The organism is Pontibacter arcticus (genome assembly GCF_003284895.1).
Taxonomy (GTDB): domain Bacteria; phylum Bacteroidota; class Bacteroidia; order Cytophagales; family Hymenobacteraceae; genus Pontibacter; species Pontibacter arcticus.
Window position 1 is genome coordinate 373,360 of record NZ_QMDV01000002.1, and the last position, 15,989, is coordinate 389,348.

General features: G+C 44.8%; 14 protein-coding genes, 1 tRNA gene and 1 other RNA gene. 9 read left to right on the forward strand and 7 right to left on the reverse strand.

Annotation, left to right across the window (positions count from 1 at the left end):
• Positions 1–410: 410 nt before the first annotated feature.
• A complete protein-coding gene (locus DP923_RS06730) occupies positions 411–1,547 on the forward strand; it encodes a neutral zinc metallopeptidase (protein WP_125047662.1) in 1,137 nt (378 codons plus the stop codon).
• A 410-nt stretch (positions 1,548–1,957) separates the two neighbouring features.
• Here the strand turns inward: DP923_RS06730 and DP923_RS06735 are convergent, their stop codons facing one another.
• The gene (locus DP923_RS06735; RefSeq protein WP_112305085.1) at positions 1,958–2,824 is read right to left on the reverse strand and encodes an alpha/beta hydrolase; all 867 of its coding nucleotides are present in this window, start codon (positions 2,822–2,824) and stop codon (positions 1,958–1,960) included.
• 318 nt (positions 2,825–3,142) lie between these two features.
• Positions 3,143–3,214: transfer RNA gene (locus tag DP923_RS06740), tRNA-Glu, on the reverse strand.
• 199 nt (positions 3,215–3,413) lie between these two features.
• Here DP923_RS06740 and DP923_RS06745 point away from each other — a divergent pair.
• The 3 genes from DP923_RS06745 (at position 3,414) to DP923_RS06755 (ending at position 4,982) form a co-directional block, all read left to right on the forward strand.
• Positions 3,414–3,683: a hypothetical protein gene (locus DP923_RS06745; RefSeq protein ID WP_112305086.1), complete on the forward strand. Its 270-nt coding sequence runs from the start codon at positions 3,414–3,416 to the stop codon at positions 3,681–3,683.
• 78 nt (positions 3,684–3,761) lie between these two features.
• Positions 3,762–4,118: a hypothetical protein gene (locus DP923_RS06750; protein WP_112305087.1), complete on the forward strand. Its 357-nt coding sequence runs from the start codon at positions 3,762–3,764 to the stop codon at positions 4,116–4,118.
• Positions 4,119–4,277: 159 nt separating this feature from the next.
• Positions 4,278–4,982, forward strand: a complete 705-nt coding sequence (locus tag DP923_RS06755) for an SIMPL domain-containing protein (protein ID WP_112305088.1) — start codon at positions 4,278–4,280, stop codon at positions 4,980–4,982.
• A 68-nt stretch (positions 4,983–5,050) separates the two neighbouring features.
• Here DP923_RS06755 and DP923_RS06760 read toward each other — a convergent pair whose 3' ends face one another.
• The 4 genes from DP923_RS06760 to DP923_RS06775 all read right to left on the reverse strand — a co-directional run bounded on the left by DP923_RS06760 (position 5,051) and on the right by DP923_RS06775 (position 8,669).
• Positions 5,051–6,046: a hypothetical protein gene (locus tag DP923_RS06760; RefSeq protein ID WP_239020957.1), complete on the reverse strand. Its 996-nt coding sequence runs from the start codon at positions 6,044–6,046 to the stop codon at positions 5,051–5,053.
• A gap of 146 nt (positions 6,047–6,192) precedes the next feature.
• Positions 6,193–6,578: RNase P RNA component class A (rnpB, locus tag DP923_RS06765), an RNA gene on the reverse strand.
• 124 nt (positions 6,579–6,702) lie between these two features.
• The gene (locus DP923_RS06770) at positions 6,703–7,659 is read right to left on the reverse strand and encodes a DUF2027 domain-containing protein (protein WP_112305089.1); all 957 of its coding nucleotides are present in this window, start codon (positions 7,657–7,659) and stop codon (positions 6,703–6,705) included.
• Between the two features lie 98 nt (positions 7,660–7,757).
• Positions 7,758–8,669, reverse strand: coding sequence for a DUF2279 domain-containing protein (locus DP923_RS06775; protein ID WP_239020958.1), 912 nt, complete (start codon positions 8,667–8,669; stop codon positions 7,758–7,760).
• A 441-nt stretch (positions 8,670–9,110) separates the two neighbouring features.
• Here DP923_RS06775 and DP923_RS06780 point away from each other — a divergent pair, with 441 nt between their 5' ends.
• Complete coding sequence (locus tag DP923_RS06780) at positions 9,111–12,554, forward strand: pyruvate carboxylase (RefSeq protein ID WP_112305091.1); 3,444 nt, start codon at positions 9,111–9,113, stop codon at positions 12,552–12,554.
• 179 nt (positions 12,555–12,733) lie between these two features.
• Positions 12,734–13,030: an antibiotic biosynthesis monooxygenase family protein gene (locus DP923_RS06785; RefSeq protein ID WP_112305092.1), complete on the forward strand. Its 297-nt coding sequence runs from the start codon at positions 12,734–12,736 to the stop codon at positions 13,028–13,030.
• 190 nt (positions 13,031–13,220) lie between these two features.
• Here DP923_RS06785 and DP923_RS06790 read toward each other — a convergent pair whose 3' ends face one another.
• On the reverse strand, positions 13,221–13,553 hold the full coding sequence (locus DP923_RS06790; protein WP_112305093.1) for a tetratricopeptide repeat protein: 333 nt from the start codon (positions 13,551–13,553) through the stop codon (positions 13,221–13,223).
• Between the two features lie 66 nt (positions 13,554–13,619).
• On the opposite strand from DP923_RS06790, the gene DP923_RS06795 reads away from it, so the two are divergent.
• The 3 genes from DP923_RS06795 to DP923_RS06805 are packed head-to-tail and all read left to right on the forward strand — an operon-like array spanning position 13,620 to position 15,961.
• Entirely contained in the window at positions 13,620–14,360 is a 741-nt protein-coding gene (locus DP923_RS06795; protein ID WP_112305094.1) for an electron transfer flavoprotein subunit beta/FixA family protein, read from the forward strand.
• Between the two features lie 3 nt (positions 14,361–14,363).
• Positions 14,364–15,344 carry an electron transfer flavoprotein subunit alpha/FixB family protein gene (locus DP923_RS06800; RefSeq protein ID WP_112305095.1) on the forward strand — a complete coding sequence of 327 codons (981 nt, stop codon included), beginning with the start codon at positions 14,364–14,366 and terminating at the stop codon, positions 15,342–15,344.
• A gap of 17 nt (positions 15,345–15,361) precedes the next feature.
• Positions 15,362–15,961 carry a bifunctional nuclease family protein gene (locus DP923_RS06805; RefSeq protein WP_112305096.1) on the forward strand — a complete coding sequence of 200 codons (600 nt, stop codon included), beginning with the start codon at positions 15,362–15,364 and terminating at the stop codon, positions 15,959–15,961.
• Positions 15,962–15,989: the final 28 nt, after the last annotated feature.

The window sequence follows — 15,989 nt, forward strand, 5'->3', positions numbered from 1 at the left end:
AGTATAGGCTTGTTTACCCTAACTTACTACATACTTCCTGTTAACCAAAATTTATTATTTATTGATTACAGAGCATTATTCCCAGTGCTCGGCTTAAAGTCTTTTCGGCCTGCTTTGCAACAAACTAATAGGTTGCAGTTTCATCAGCTAGAGGGAGAGAAGTACAATTAAAAGCCACATAAGCGTGATTTCTTCATGCTGCTTTTGTTTGAGAAAGGGAGCAGTTCCCTTACAATCGATTTTAAGAAATAGATGGAAAATAGATCAGCTATTATTTCAATGCTAAGTTAACTTGGAAGCATCATACTGGCAAAGGAGGGAGATTCTTTTATTTTTTTAAATTATTTTTAGCTAAATTAGAACTAAAACTATCTTAAAACCATTTCCCTACTTAAACAACTTAACTACAGATGATGAGATTAAGAACATTTACAATGGCACTGCTTTGCGGTGGAGTTACGTTCCTGACTGTTTCTTGTGAGAATGAGATGGAGCAAATGGACATGAAAGCAACGTCATCGCAGAACAAGGTGAGTCTGGCTACAGGCCATGATAAATTTGCCCTTAAGCTGCCAACGGATGCTGGTCCGATTAGCGAGAACCTCAGAAATGCCATTGTAGGCGAGGCTGTAGCTCCAAGCGAATGCTATAACACCCAATTTGTGGCTGTTCAGCGCAAGTATGCAGCGCCTCTTGTAGCTGATCCGATCGCCTTCGGTAACTATAGCTTGTATACCCAGGTTAATCAACTCTACTCCATATACTTTGATAGGGGAGAGCAGTACTTTGGTGTAGAAGGTGAGTATACCCAATTAGTGAACAAGCGTGAACGTGAGCTTGCAAAGTTCTGGAATATGCCGAACGAAATCACCGTGAATGGCCAGCATGGCGCTACGTTGGATAACCGGGAGGCAATTGCTGATGTTTTTGAAAACTTTGGTGTAGGCGTAACTTCACGTGAGCAGGCATATGCTATTGCTGATGAGTTTCTGGCAGATAATGCCAAATCGCCCCTTCTACCTGAATCGCCCTACTTCTCACTCGATGGCTTCGCTACCTCTTACGATCAGCTGATTGTGATAGGTGATGGTCTGGTACAAATGGTGTCTGAGTCAGGTGTAGAAGCTGACATTGTCTGGACAGGTATTCTGGCGCATGAGTGGGCGCATCAAATCCAGTTTAAAAACAGTGGTAAGTGGTATCCTAATGGCGGCGCTGCAAGCGATCCTTCGGAAGATACCCGTTACACAGAACTGGAAGCCGACTTCCTGGCCGCTTATTACATGACACACAAGCGTGGTGCCACCTATAACAGCAAGCGTGTAGAGCAGTTCTTCAACCTTTTCTTCCAGATTGGTGACTGTGGATTTGCTAGCCCCGGACACCACGGCACGCCTGCACAGCGTATGGCTGCTGCCCAGCTTGGCTTTGGCCTGGCTGACAGTGCCCAGAAGCAAGGCCATATTATGAGCATTGAAGAAGCGCATCAGTACTTTGTAGCTAATGTTGGTAAAATCGTAACTCCTGCTACAGTTTATGTACCCTAGTCTATAGGCAGATATAGAAAAGGCTGGCCTCTAAGGTCAGCCTTTTTTTGTGTCTAAACTTGTCAGTATAATGAAGCGTTTGTAAAAACTGCATGGTTGTTTCCGCTTTTGGGAAACAGGTGCTGAGCCCTGGCAGCAACAGGTTCTCCCTTAAACAGGAACATCAATACTTAAGATAAACAAGGTGCCATATTTGTGCTGCATTAGCACCTGGGTGAAGGTATTAAAAGGTGTTAATCGCTTTGGGAGAGCTGCCTTTCTAGTTTTAGAATTCGTTTTAATGTATAGCAATTGTCTTGTCAGAAACGCACAGTTCTGACAAGACAATTGCTATAAGACTGAGAAGTTATATAACAGATGTATACTGCCTCTTCGGTTTGATAATCTGCTGGTTATAATTAAATAAGTCTTTATAGCTGCTTTGGATATAGCACTTTAAATGCATTTGAAACAGCTTGGTGCATAATGGTGGCATGGTCTTGCTCAGGTAAGTAATCAAAGTACACATTGACACTTTTACTTTTTGTGCTCTTTATCTTTTCTGCTAACAGGTTTGCATCTACTTCCATTACCCTGGGAATTTGCGTGGGTGTCAGCCCTTCCTTACCAACGCCAATATAAATACTAATTGGCTGATTAAAGCTGCCTTGCAGCATCTTTGAATCTTGTTCGAGCAAGGACCCATTGTCCCACCACAAACTCGGGCTGATGATGATGTAATTGTTGAATAAGGATGGCTTTTTGAGTAAGATTTCTGTTACTAGAAGCCCACCCATCGACTGTCCGATTATCGTTTTGGAACTGTTCGTTTTATAGTGCTTCCCGATGTAAGGTTGCAGCTCTGTTTCTAAAAAGGCGATGAATTGATCAGAGTGGCCTGTGGTAGGGTATTTTTTTTGATCATCTGCTATGCGTGTCGGGTAGGTGAAGTCTCTTCTTCTGTCCACAGTGGCGATGCCTACAACAATGGACTTCGGCACCTGCCTGATCCAGTCAAAGCTATTGAATTGAACCAATCCTACGACATGAATAAAATCTTCTTCTGCCGAGCCGTCCAGCAGGTAAATAACAGGATATGTTAGCGTGTCATTTTTGCTGTATCCTTCAGGAAGATAAATGTTCAGTATTCTTTTCTCGCCTAATATTCTGGAGTGAATTTCCTCTATTCGTCCAAGTACAAAAGGCTTGCTGTTATCTTTCAGCTTCTTCCTGCTTATCTGTCCAGAAGCTAACGTAACAGAAAAAGTTAAGAGAATAAGTAGAAGTATTTTTTTCATCTCTTTTATAGTTTTTATCTATTTTTTATATCGTCTTTTCTCTAACGCCCCCATCTGAAAAAGGTAACGGTAGCAGGTAGCCTTTGTGAAACACAGAATCTGTGAGATCTCTTCTACTGAGCGTGTACCTGCCTGAAAGAGCATGTTTGCTGAATAATATTTGTCTATCGCAGGTTTCGTAGAGGGAAAATACAATACATGTAAGAGCTTTTGGAAAGGAAAAAATGGTGAGTAACAATAGGGAATATCTTTTCTGTTACTCAGAAAACAAAAAACCCACTTCGTTAGCTAACGGAGTGGGTTTTTTGTTTTACTGTGTAGTCCGTAGGGGAATCGAACCCCTGTTGCCAGAATGAAAATCTGAAGTCCTAACCCCTAGACGAACGGACCGTACTACTGTTTTGATGCTGCAAATATACAGCCTCTTCTTTGTTTTGCAAATACTAAATCGCTGTTTTTTTGAAGCTATTAGTAAGAAGCTGAAAATCAGCTGAAAATTTTTTGTGTTAATTTAATGCCGGGCCTTTTTAACAAACACCTTATTTATGCGTTATAGAGGTAATTGTTAAACATTAAACAGAGAGGCACTATGGCCAAAGTACAATATGCAGGAATAAGCCCGGAGGCATTTGAGGCTTTTAAAAGCAAAATACAACAAGTGGGCGTATCGCTACAAGGTAATAATGGCAACTTCAGCGAAAAAGGAGTTTCCGGAGCTTATGCTTATAACCCTGAAACGCAAGAGCTTGTTATAGACGAACTAAATGTTGGTTTTCCGGCAAGTATGATGATCGGAACCGATAGCCTGGTACAGCGCATGACAGAGCTGGTGAAGCAAAACGGCGGCCGGATGGCTTAATAAATTTCAATCAGCTTTTTTAATTATATCCCGTATAAACCTAGCAATACATCAACCTTAGATATAAAAAATAAAACAATGGAAAATAATACAAACCAGAACACCGGTAATACAAACGATCAGAAACAGAAGCAGGACACAACCGGAGCGAATGATCAGAAGCAAGGCAAAAAGGATAGCGTATTGCAGGTGTTTCAGCCACACGATATGTCTAAAACAATAGAGTCGGCTATGCATGTATTTCAGGGGCGCCACGAAAAGTTACCTGATCTGATGCAGGATGTAGGAAATATCATACTGAAAGCTGCCAAACGCTTTACAACCACACAGCTTATTATTGGTGCCGGAGCCGTTACGGTTGGCGCTATTCTGTTGGCCAGATACGGAGAAGAACAAGGCTACTGGGATTTCGACGGCGAAGAAGAAGCAGCTTAATAAATAGTTTAGATAAAATTAAAGCCTTTAGCATCAGTTGCTAAGGGCTTTTTTTGTTTTAGGGGCGATGAAAAATCAAAAGGTGGTATAGCATTTGAATAAGCGAATATGAAGGCAATTCTATACTTTTAAATTATCAACCTTACAATGTCAGAAACTATGAAAAAATTATCCCTTATTGCTTTATTCTTTTTTATGATCGGCAACGTATTTGCGCAGCAGCAACCCATGCCTCCGTTAATTAGCGTGAATGGCATCGGAGAAGTAAAAGTAGAGCCAGACCACGTAGTGGTGAACCTGGGCATTGAGATGCGGGATAAAAACCTGGACCAGGCGCGGAAACTAACCGATAAAAAAGCGGCTGCCATTATTGCTTACCTTAAAAAGCAGGGGGTTGATGCCAAGGATATTCAAACCTCTTTTGTAAATGTACAACCCATTTTTAGCAACAACGAGTATGGACAGACCAACCCGGATGCGTATATGGCACTTAAGTCAATGACGATTCTGATCAAAAAACTAGACAAATTCGATCAGTTATTGGCAGGCTTATACGAGGCAGGCGTTAACCGCGTGGATGGTATTTCGTTTCAGGTATCGGATCTGGAGAAACACCAGGCCGAAGCCAGAAAACGTGCCGTTAAAGATGCGAAACAAAAAGCAACTGCCCTTACAGGTGAGCTTAACACAAAGATTGGCCGCGTGTACTCGATCAGCGAAAACTCTTATGGAAACCCTCGCCCGGCCATGTACCAGAAAAGTATGATGGTTGAAATGGCGCAGGATGCAGGCGGTCCGTCAATTGCCGGCGGACAGGTAATGATCAGTTCTAACGTAAGCGTAAGCTTTATTATAGAGCAATAAGTTAAACTTTGATAAACAGAAAAAGCCGGATTAAACGTCCGGCTTTTTCTGTTTTAAGCTGCTATACTTTATACTTTGCTGAAGGTCTGTAGGGGTTTAAAATTGTTCTGCTCATCAACAATAAAACTGAGTGGCTGCGCAGGGTTTTGCAGGATATCTTTTTCGCGGATGCTCCAGGGCTTTAACATTTCTTCCAGCATGTGCGCATAGGCAGTCATTTCCCAGGGGTTAAAAACTTCGGCCGTCACATCATCAATAAGCGTGTCCAGTATCAGTTGTTCGTCTTCTGGTTTGCCGGGTCTTATAAAGTAATCCGGCACGACATTAAAGATATAGGCAGCGTAAAACACACGGGCCTTAAACTCAGCTAACTGTACAGGATGCAATTTCTGGCCTTCGGTAATTTTGTAAAACTTGCCCAGCGCTCTTTTAATAATGCCGTTATCAAGCAAAGTACAAACAATGGCCACCGAACCCAGTTTTATGCTGAAAGCCATAGTGGTCAGTTCGTCCTGGTACTCGAAAGGCAGTTCGTCTTCGGTGGGGTCTATTTCCAGGAAAAAGAGGGAACAAGGCATAAAATCAGAGAATACCATCGGAATACGCAACGATTGCAGCACCATAAAAAAAGACTGGAACTTGCCCTGCATCTTCGGGTTTTCGCTGACAGCGTATTCGGGCATAATCAGTGGGTCGGCTTCTTTGATAAGCTCCATCACCAGCGTGCCGTAAAACATCTTCCCGATCCACTGGAAAAGCTTTTGCTCACTTAAATCTTTGAAACCGGTCATACCTTTTTCGGCGGCCTGCGCTATTTCCTGTTCTAAAGGAATAACGTGGTTAATGTTACAGGAATCGCAGCAGGGGATGGTCAGTTGGCTGAAGGTGCTCACGCTTTTATCCAGCAGCAACAGCTCTTTATGCTGTAAGTTATACTTTGTTTGCAGCCATTCAGCAAAAACGGGCGTGCGTTGGTCTGGTGTTATCGTGGTGCCGCATAGAAAACAATGCGCGTCACTAAACTGCATGTTCTCGAAGGGGTTATAGAGAGTCAGACTTTTCATCTTATACGTTGTAAAATTCTGCGCAAAGATAACAAAACCACCAACAGCGATTACTTGTTTAAACTTCGTTATTTTTGGTAGATGCCGTAGTGAGTGGAAGTATGAATCTATACTTTAAAGTATAAAAGGGGAGTGGAAGTATAAAAATTAACAACAAGCCTGTAAGCCGGGTCCTGTCGCTGGGCCGAAACCCAACGTCTTATCATTTATCTAGGCCTGCACTCGCGCACAGGCTCCATCGACCTACCCACTGACATCGGACGAGCAGCCCTTAACCCCGCCGAAGCAGGATGCTGCCAGCCTATTTGGTCTTTCAACTCCTAAGGTTTACCCAGCCGGACTGGTTGCCCAGCCGCTGGTGCGCTCTTACCGCACCTTTTCACCCTTACCAGCAAGCTGGCGGTTATTTTCTGTGGCACTGGCTGTATCTTTTCTGTCGCCGGAAAAGACCCTTCCCGTTAGGAAGTAGGATGCTCTGCGTTGCCCGGACTTTCCTCTCCTCTAAAAGAGCAGCGATAAGACGGCTTGCTGTTAAATTTTATACGTGCAAAGATAGGTATAATTCCGAAACTGCGTTTCGGAATTGAGTTCTGAGTTACGAATTCTGAGTTCTGAGTTAAAAAAGTATTGTAAAGAGACTCAGAACTCAGAACTTATTATTTTAGTTTAACCAAGGTAGCGCCGTAGCCGAATTTCTCTTTCTTGGCATCTTCGAAGTATTTAATGCCCGGCGTGCGGCTCAGTATTTTCTGAACTTCTTTGCGAAGTATACCATTGCCTGCTCCGTGTATGAACACAATTTCGTGCATGTTGGTGGCAATAGCGCGGTCCAGCGCATCCTGGAAGTGCTGCATCTGCAGTTTCAGCATGGCGCTATTGCTGAGCGTAGCAAAATCTTCGGTCAGTTTTTCGATGTGCAGGTCTACTTCGTGCTCGGGTGCTTTCAGTTTAAAGCTTTCCTGTTGCAACGGCGATGCGGCACCTACTTGCTCCTTTATTTTTTCGGTATCAACAGCAGTCGGTTTAAAATCCAGCTGAAACAGGTAAGCTTCTTTTAACAGAACAGGCGCTGTTTTTTTGCTCTTGTAAAACGAATTGGCTCTGAACTGCACGCGCTTGGTAACCGGTTCAAAAAGGGTAGGAGCGCCAGTGCGGTGCTGTAAAAACTGCACCAGTATACTTGGCCACTTCTCGAAATCCTTTAAATGGTAGTGGCTGATGACACGGGTTGCTTTTGGTGCTAATTTATCGCTTTGCAGGCCACGGTAATTGGTTTCGCGCTCTTCGCCACAGGTATAAAGTATATCATAATCGGTGTTGTTGATCATGGTAGCAGCCAGCAATTCTTCGGACTGATGCACCAGTGCCAGGTAAATACCTTTATCGGCCAGCAACGGAGCAACAGGCTCTCTGCGTGGTACGGCGGATGGTTGTACTTCATCCTGGCGCAGAAATTTGGCTTCATCCGAAGAAATAACCACTACCTCGCGGCGCGCTACCGGAATGGTAAAATCATTATCAATTGCTACTTCAACTATATTGTTATCCAGAATACGGGTGATAATGCCTTCCTCACGGCCCGACATTAATCTAACGCGATCTCCTACGTTCATGGTTTTGTTTGTTAAGGGTAAGGGTGAACTTATACTTTCAGGCTCACTTGCTATACTTTTTAAAGTATAAAGATACAGGTTTTTGACCAGCTGATTTGCTAAAAGTATACCGGGTGCAGCTTAAAGCCTTTGCCTGTTGCATACTCCAGGGTTGGTGCCGGAAATTTGAAGATACTGAGCACGTAAAAAGTGGTGTTCAGCAATTTACTTTTGGTTTTGATGCGGTGCAGGTTCAGGTCGGGGCTCAGGTAAAATTGCCGCCGCATCTGGTAGCCAAGCGCCTCGTTTGTTTCGATGTGGTTGTACACCATTTCCTCGGCTCCATAGCCCACCGACACACCCAGCCATTTCGGCCATTTACTTTCTTCTTTCTGAAAAGCGGCCACATCTACTGTAAGCCAATAAGTTTGTCCGTTATAATCTTTTAAAGCGCGCTCTGCCAGGTTGCTGCCCAGTACGTTTGGCCTAAGCTGCGCATACTTTGTCTTATGAAACGAGAATTTGGGCATAATCCTAACTTCGTTCCAGGCCAGTTCCTGTGCTACCAAAGCGGCAGAGCCAGCTGTATTGGCAACCAAATCACCAACAGATGCTCCATAATCTGCCTGGTACCCATCAAAAACCTCGATGGGTGTTTGCAGCACCACACCCAGCAGGCCGCCGTAAAGTATGGCTTTCCTGTTTGGTACACCGGCCCAGCGCAGCATGTCCACCCCAGCCCGGCTTTGCTGGAAAGCACCCCAGAAATGCCCGGCTTTATCTACTTGTTGCCACTCGCGGTTATCGTTAAAAAAATGGAAGCTTGTTCGTTCGCTGTTGTCGTACCAAGCCTTGTTCAACCCGACAATCATACCGGTATACCCAACCGTAAAACCTGAACCTAAAAGCAACAGCCTTTTTTTGTTTACAGCATCGGGTAAGGTATCATTTTGAGCCTGGCTTTGGCCTATAGCAGGCAAAAACACCATAAAAGACAGCAACAGGCAAAGTATAAATCTGTAGATTAACATGCTCCCAAAGATACACATTTAACTGCAGCAGTTTACAAGCTCAACCTTTACTTAAAGTATGAACAAGCACTTTTAAAGTATAAACCGATTTAAAAACTAAACCAACTTCTTAATTCCTTCAAACAATTTGCACTTTAGTATAATTTTAAGACCATACTTAATTTAATTAACCTGAGGCTATGTTTTTCAAAGTATAAATTCTGATTAACAGAGTGTTATGAAATGTTTAACGGTAACTGCTTAGGTAAGCAAGTATAAAGTAAATTGAATTATAACCTAAATTAGAAAAATACTGTATGAGGAGGGTTTTGAAACCAGGCCGTTTCTAGCGTTAGCTGGGCTCATAACAGCTTCAATGCACCATATAAGGCCGGGTTTCTAAAGTATAAACTCAACTTCCAAGTATAGAAAACAACACTACACCTTACACAGCCTCACTATATGAAAATCAAAAAAGTACTTGTCGCGAACCGTGGAGAAATAGCTATCCGGGTACTGCGGGCCTGCAGCGAACTTGGAATCAAGACGGTAGCCATTTATACCTACGAAGATCGCTACTCGCTGCACCGTTACAAGTCCGATGAAGCTTACCAGATCGGGAAAGACAACCAGCCCTTGCAACCCTACCTCAACATCGATGCAATTATCGCGATTGCGAAAGAGAACGATGTTGATGCCATACACCCAGGCTACGGTTTCCTGTCTGAAAACCAGCATTTTTCACAAAAGTGCGCCGACAACGGCTTGATTTTTATAGGGCCGAAACCAAATGTGATGGCCTCGCTGGGCGATAAGATCGCCGCTAAAAAAGTGGCTTTAAGCTGCGAAGTACCTATTATCCAAAGCAACGACCTGGACCTGAACACCTACGAAACCGCCAAGGAAGAAGCACACCGCATTGGCTATCCGCTGATGCTGAAAGCGGCTGCAGGCGGCGGCGGACGAGGCATGCGCGTGATCCGGGATGACGAGCAACTGGAAAAAGGTTTTTTTGAAGCGAAGAACGAAGCCCTGAAAGCTTTTGGCGATGATACTTTATTTCTGGAAAAGTATGTTGAAAACCCGAAGCACATCGAAGTACAGATCGTAGCCGATAATTACGGGGGCATTACGCACCTGTTCGAGCGCGATTGCTCGGTGCAGCGCCGTTTCCAGAAGGTAGTAGAAGTGGCCCCGGCCATCAGCCTGAACGAGGAAACTCGCCAGAAACTATATGATTACTCCATCCGCATCTGCAAAGCGGTAAATTATAATAACGTGGGCACGGTAGAATTTTTAGTCGAGCCGCACACTAATAAAATATACTTTATAGAGGTAAACCCGCGCATCCAGGTAGAGCATACGGTTACCGAAATGATCACCGGCATCGACCTGATCAAAACGCAGATATTTATTGCAGACGGCTACCCACTCGACCACGAAGAAGTACTGCTGGGCCCTGACCATAAAACGCGTGCGAACGGCGTAGCCATTCAATGCCGCATCACCACAGAAGATCCTGAAAACGACTTTAAACCGGATTACGGAACTGTAATTGCGTACCGCAGCGCCGGAGGTTTTGGTATTCGCCTCGATCAGGGCAGTGTGTACCAGGGCGCCAAGATCAGCCCGTTCTTCGATTCGTTGCTGGTGAAAGTATCGGCCCATGCGCCCACCTTGCGCCACGCCGCCATGAAAATGTCGCGTACGCTCGATGAATTCCGTATCCGTGGTGTAAAGCAAAACATCCAGTTCCTGCAGAATATCATCAACCACCCGCAGTTTTTGTCTTCGGAGTATACCGTTGATTTTATTAAGAGCCATCCGGAGTTGTTTGTGTTTCAGCAGCGCCAGGACAGGGCCACTAAAATGCTGACCTTCCTGGCTGATGTGATCGTGAATGGCAACCCGGATGTGAAGAACCCGGATAAAAGTAAGGTGTTACGCAAGCCGGATTTTACTGGTTTTAATGTACTGAAGCCTTACGAAGAAGGCACAAAAGATATCCTGACGCGCCTTGGCCCGGATGAATTCTCGAAATGGCTCCGCAACGATCCGTTGATTCATTACACCGATACCACTTTCCGTGACGGGCACCAGTCCTTGCTCGCGACGCGCATGCGCACCTTTGATATGATGAAAGTGGCACAGGCTTTTGCAAAGGACCACCCGCAAACCTTTAGTATGGAAGTATGGGGCGGCGCTACGTTTGATGTTTGCCTACGTTTTTTACACGAAGATCCGTGGGAGCGACTGGCTTCTATCCGAAAAGCGGTTCCGAACATACTGCTGCAGATGCTAATCCGTGGCTCGAATGGCGTCGGCTACAAAGCGTATCCGGATAACCTGATCGAGGCTTTTGTAGAGAAATCCTGGGAAACGGGCGTTGATATTTTCCGCATCTTCGACTCACTGAACTGGATGAAAGGCATGGATTCCTGCATCAACTTTGTTCGCAAGCGCACGCAAGGGCTGGCAGAGGGTTCTATTTGCTACACCGGCGATATACTCGATCCATCCAAAACAAAGTATACCTTAGAGTATTACCTGAACTTAGCGAAGCAACTGGAAGATGCCGGCTCTCATATTTTGGCTATTAAAGATATGGCGGGTTTGCTGAAGCCTTACGCAGCCACTTTGCTGGTAGAAGCCTTACGCGACACCGTTAAAATTCCGATCCATTTGCATACCCACGATACTTCATCGGTGCAGTCGGCTACATATCTAAAAGCGATCGAAGCGGGTGTGGATGTGGTGGATGTGGCCTTAGGTGCTATGTCCGGGTTAACGTCGCAGCCAAACTTTAACTCTACTGTGGAGATGATGCGCTTCCAAGAACGCCACCGCGAGTTTGATATGGCCAGCCTGAACCGCCACTCTAATTATTGGGAAACGGTACGCGAATATTATTACCCGTTCGAGTCTGATCTGAAAGCCGGAACAGCTGAAGTATACCGCCACGAGATTCCGGGTGGGCAGTATTCAAACTTACGTCCGCAGGCAAATGCGCTGGGCCTCGGCGACCGCTGGGAACTGATCAAAGAAACGTATGGCGAAGTAAACCAGATGTTCGGGGATGTTGTAAAAGTAACGCCAAGCTCGAAAGTAGTTGGGGATATGGCGCTTTACCTGGTATCGAATAACCTGACGACGGTAGATGTGCTGGAACGCGGCGATCAGATCTCGTTCCCGGAATCAGTGCAGTCGTTCTTTAAAGGGGAACTGGGCCAGCCGGTAGGAGGCTTCCCAAGAAAGCTGCAGAATATTATCCTGAAAGATGAAAAGCCATTTACCGATAAACCGAACGTACACCTGGAGCCGGTAGATTTCGAAAAGGAGTTTGCAGAATTTCAAGAGAAGTTTGGAAAGAACACCAAGTTCACGGATTTCCTGAGCTACCAGCTCTACCCGAAAGTATACGAAGCCTACCACCGCCATTATGAGCAATACAGCGATGTATCCAACATCCCGACGCGCCTGTTCTTTTACGGCATGCAGCCCGGCGAAGAAGCGATCATCGACATTGCAAAAGGTAAATCGATTGTCATTAAGTACCAGTCGTTGGGCCACGTAAACGAAAAAGGATTCAGGACGGTATTCTTTAAACTGAACGGCCAGACGCGTAACATCGAAGTGCGCGATACTTCGATTAAAGTAGAAAGAACGGAGAATGTGAAAGTTGACAAAGCCAACCCGAAACACATTGGCGCACCGCTGCAGGGGATGCTTTCCAAAATACTGGTTACCAAAGAGCAACCGATCAAGAAAAATACGCCGCTCTTTATCATCGAGGCCATGAAAATGGAAACTACGATCACCGCTTCGGAAGATACGCAGGTGGCAAGTATACATTTAACCGAAGGCTCGCTGGTAAACACCGATGACTTGGTACTGACGTTAAGCTAAGTATAAATTGAAAGTATAGCCGACATTAATGTTCTGAAGCCGGCTATACTTTTTTATAAATCAGGAATTGCTTGGAAAGTATAAACTCAACAAGTAATTCCTGATATTTACGTTTACAAAAAGCTGTGTACAGGCAGTACAAAGTATAAGAAAAGATTTTTTAAAGAGAAACGAGTAGCATGTTTATAGCACTGAGTACGTTTACAATTGCCAACGATATGGCCGCCGAGGTAAGAGAGGCTTTCAGAAAAAGGCCGCATATGGTAGATGAGGCAGCAGGGTTTATGAAGCTGGAGGTAATGTATCCCCAGGAAAACGAAAATGAGATCTGGCTGATGACGTACTGGACCGATGAGGAAAGCTACAAAGTATGGTTTGGCAACCATTACAAAGATTCGCATCAGGGCATACCCAAAGGGCTGAAGTTAGTGCCCGGTAGCACCAAAGTACGGTTTCTGGAGCACGTATGCGGATAAAAGTATAAAACAGAAAGGCAGCTGCAACCAGCTGCCTTTCTGTTTTATACTTCTTACCTAAAGTAAAGTATAAACTTTATGCGGGAGTACAGGTTTTTACCTGGCAGCTCAAAAAAACAGGCAAATTGTAAGAATTAGCTTGTTAATATGCTGCATGCATACTATTTTTGAAACAGCTACAAGCGCAGGCTTAATCATCTTCGTAATCCAGGCCCATCATTTTATTGTAGGCTTGTTGTAGCTCAGAAAACGCGTGCATGTTACCTTCCTGGCGGGCGATCAGTATTCCTTTTTTGTAGGTGCTTTCTGCTTTGTCGGGCTGCCCGAGCTCATTGTAAAGACTGGCAGCGTGGTAATAGGTACCCACGTAATTTTCGTGTGCAGCTAAAAGTTTTTCATAATATTCCATTGCCTTCTGCTTATCCTCCGTACGGTATTCAGTAGCGATGGCGTAAAGTGTGAAAGGATCATTGGGATCTTCTTCCAGAAACTGAAAGAGTTGCGCTAATCTGGTTGCATTCATTTCTAATTGCTATATTTTAATTAACTTCGCACAAATCTAAATTTAAAAAAGCTAACATTTCTAACCATGAAAATATTAGTTTGTATCAGTAACGTTCCGGATACGACATCCAAAATCAATTTCACGGGCGATAACAAGTCGTTTGATAAAAACGGCGTACAGTTCGTGATCAACCCTTGGGATGAGTATGCGTTAACCCGCGCCATTGAGCTGAAAGAAGCAAAAGGCGGTACTGTAACCGTATTAAACGTAGGCGAGGCAGATGCCGAACCAAATATCCGTAAAGCACTTGCCATTGGCGCAGACGATGCTATCCGTGTAAACGCAAACCCGACAGATGCGTTCTTTGTTGCCCAGCAGATTGCTGCCGTAGCCAAGGAAAACAACTACGATATGATCCTGATGGGCAAAGAGTCAATCGACTTCAATGGCTCGCAGGTGCATAACATGGTGGGCGAACTGCTTGGCTTGCCAACTGTAGTACCAGCTTCTAAACTGGATATGGTAGACGATGCAACTGCTCGTTTGGAGCGTGAGATCGAAGGCGGCAAAGAAGTAGTAGAAGTAAAACTACCTTTTGTAGCCAGCGCGCAGCAGCCAATGTCTGAGCCTCGTATCCCGAACATGCGCGGCATCATGACGGCCCGTACCAAGCCTTTGGCCGTAAGAGAGCCAGTAGGAGCGGAGGCAAAATCAGCATACGTTAACTTCAGTAAGCCAGAGAAAAAAGGCGGCGTGAAGATGATCGATGCTGAAAATGCCGGAGAGTTGATAACATTATTGAGAAACGAAGCTAAAGTCATCTAACCTATGTCTGTTCTAGTATTTGTAGAAGGTCTTAACGGAGAGATCAAAAAGTCCTCTTTAGAGGCAGCATCGTATGGCAGCCAGGTAGCTCAAACGCTTGGCACTACGGCAACAGCAGTTGCCATCGGCGATGTAAACGAAGAAGCTTTATCTAAATTAGGCGAGCAGGGCATCAGCAAAGTATTGTATGATGGCGACAGCCGCCTGAACCAGTTTGTTGCCGACGCTTATGTAAAAGTAATTGCAAAAGCAGCCCAGCAGGAAAGTGCTAAAGTGCTGGTATTTTCTAACTCTAACATCGGTGCATCTATCGGAGCTAAGCTGGCTGTTCGCCTGAACGGTTCACTTGCCACTAACGTAACAGCCCTGCCAAGTATAAACGGCGCTGATTTTACGGTTACGCGCGGTGTGTTCTCTGGTAAAGCTTTTGCTGATGTGGCGTTAACTGCTGATGTGAAGATAATCGCTGTAAAGAAAAACAGTTATGAAGTTTCAGCCAACGGTGGCACAACAGCTACTGTAGAGAAAATTTCTGCTGATCTGGCTGAATCAGATTTTGCGCTGCTTCCAAAAGAAACGATGATGCAGGATCTCGATGGTGGCGTATTGCTGCCGGAAGCCGAGATCGTGGTATCAGGTGGTCGTGGTTTGAAAGGCCCTGAAAACTGGCATTTAGTAGAGGACCTGGCCAAAGTGTTAGGGGCAGCCACTGCCTGCTCCAAGCCTGTTTCCGACATGGACTGGAGACCGCATCACGAACACGTAGGACAGACAGGTATCACTGTAAGCCCGAACTTATACATCGCCATCGGTATCTCTGGTGCAATCCAGCATTTGGCCGGGGTTAACTCTTCTAAAGTGATTGTCGTTATAAATAAGGATCCGGAAGCGCCGTTCTTCAAAGCTGCTGATTATGGCATTGTAGGAGACGCGAACGAAATTGTTCCTAAAATTATAGAAGCTGCCAGAGCTTTAGACAAATAGACTAAGAAGAAGATACTGTGAAGAAAATTCAGTTAGAGATACTTGGCCTCTCCTCAAGCCAGTCGCAGACAGGTTCGTTTGCGCTTGTGCTGGGCGAACGCGACGGAAACAGAAGACTCCCGATCATTATCGGGATGTTTGAAGCACAATCCATCGCCATTCAGATAGAAAAAATAAATCCGAACCGGCCGTTAACGCACGATTTGTTTAAAACATTTGCCGAACAGATGAATGTGGGCATCAGTGAAATCCTGATATCCGATTTAAAAGAAGGCGTGTTTTATTCTAAGATCGTTTGCTCGGACGGCACCAAGGATTTTGAACTGGATGCACGCCCATCCGATGCCATAGCCATTGGCCTTCGTTTTGGAGTGCCGATCTATACGGTAGAAAGCGTACTTTCGGAAGCTGGTATTATACTGAGCGACCTGGAAGATGAAGACGAAGAAAACGAGGATGTGACGCTTAAGAGTAGCTCCTCCAGCACCTCTACTTCTAAAGAAGCTTTAAACCAGACATCGGTGGATGAGTTAAATAAAATGCTGAACGATGCCCTTGAAAAAGAGGATTACGAGAAGGCAGCCAAGATACGCGACGAGTTAAATAAGCGTAACTGAAATATATAACATATCTTTACAAAAGTCC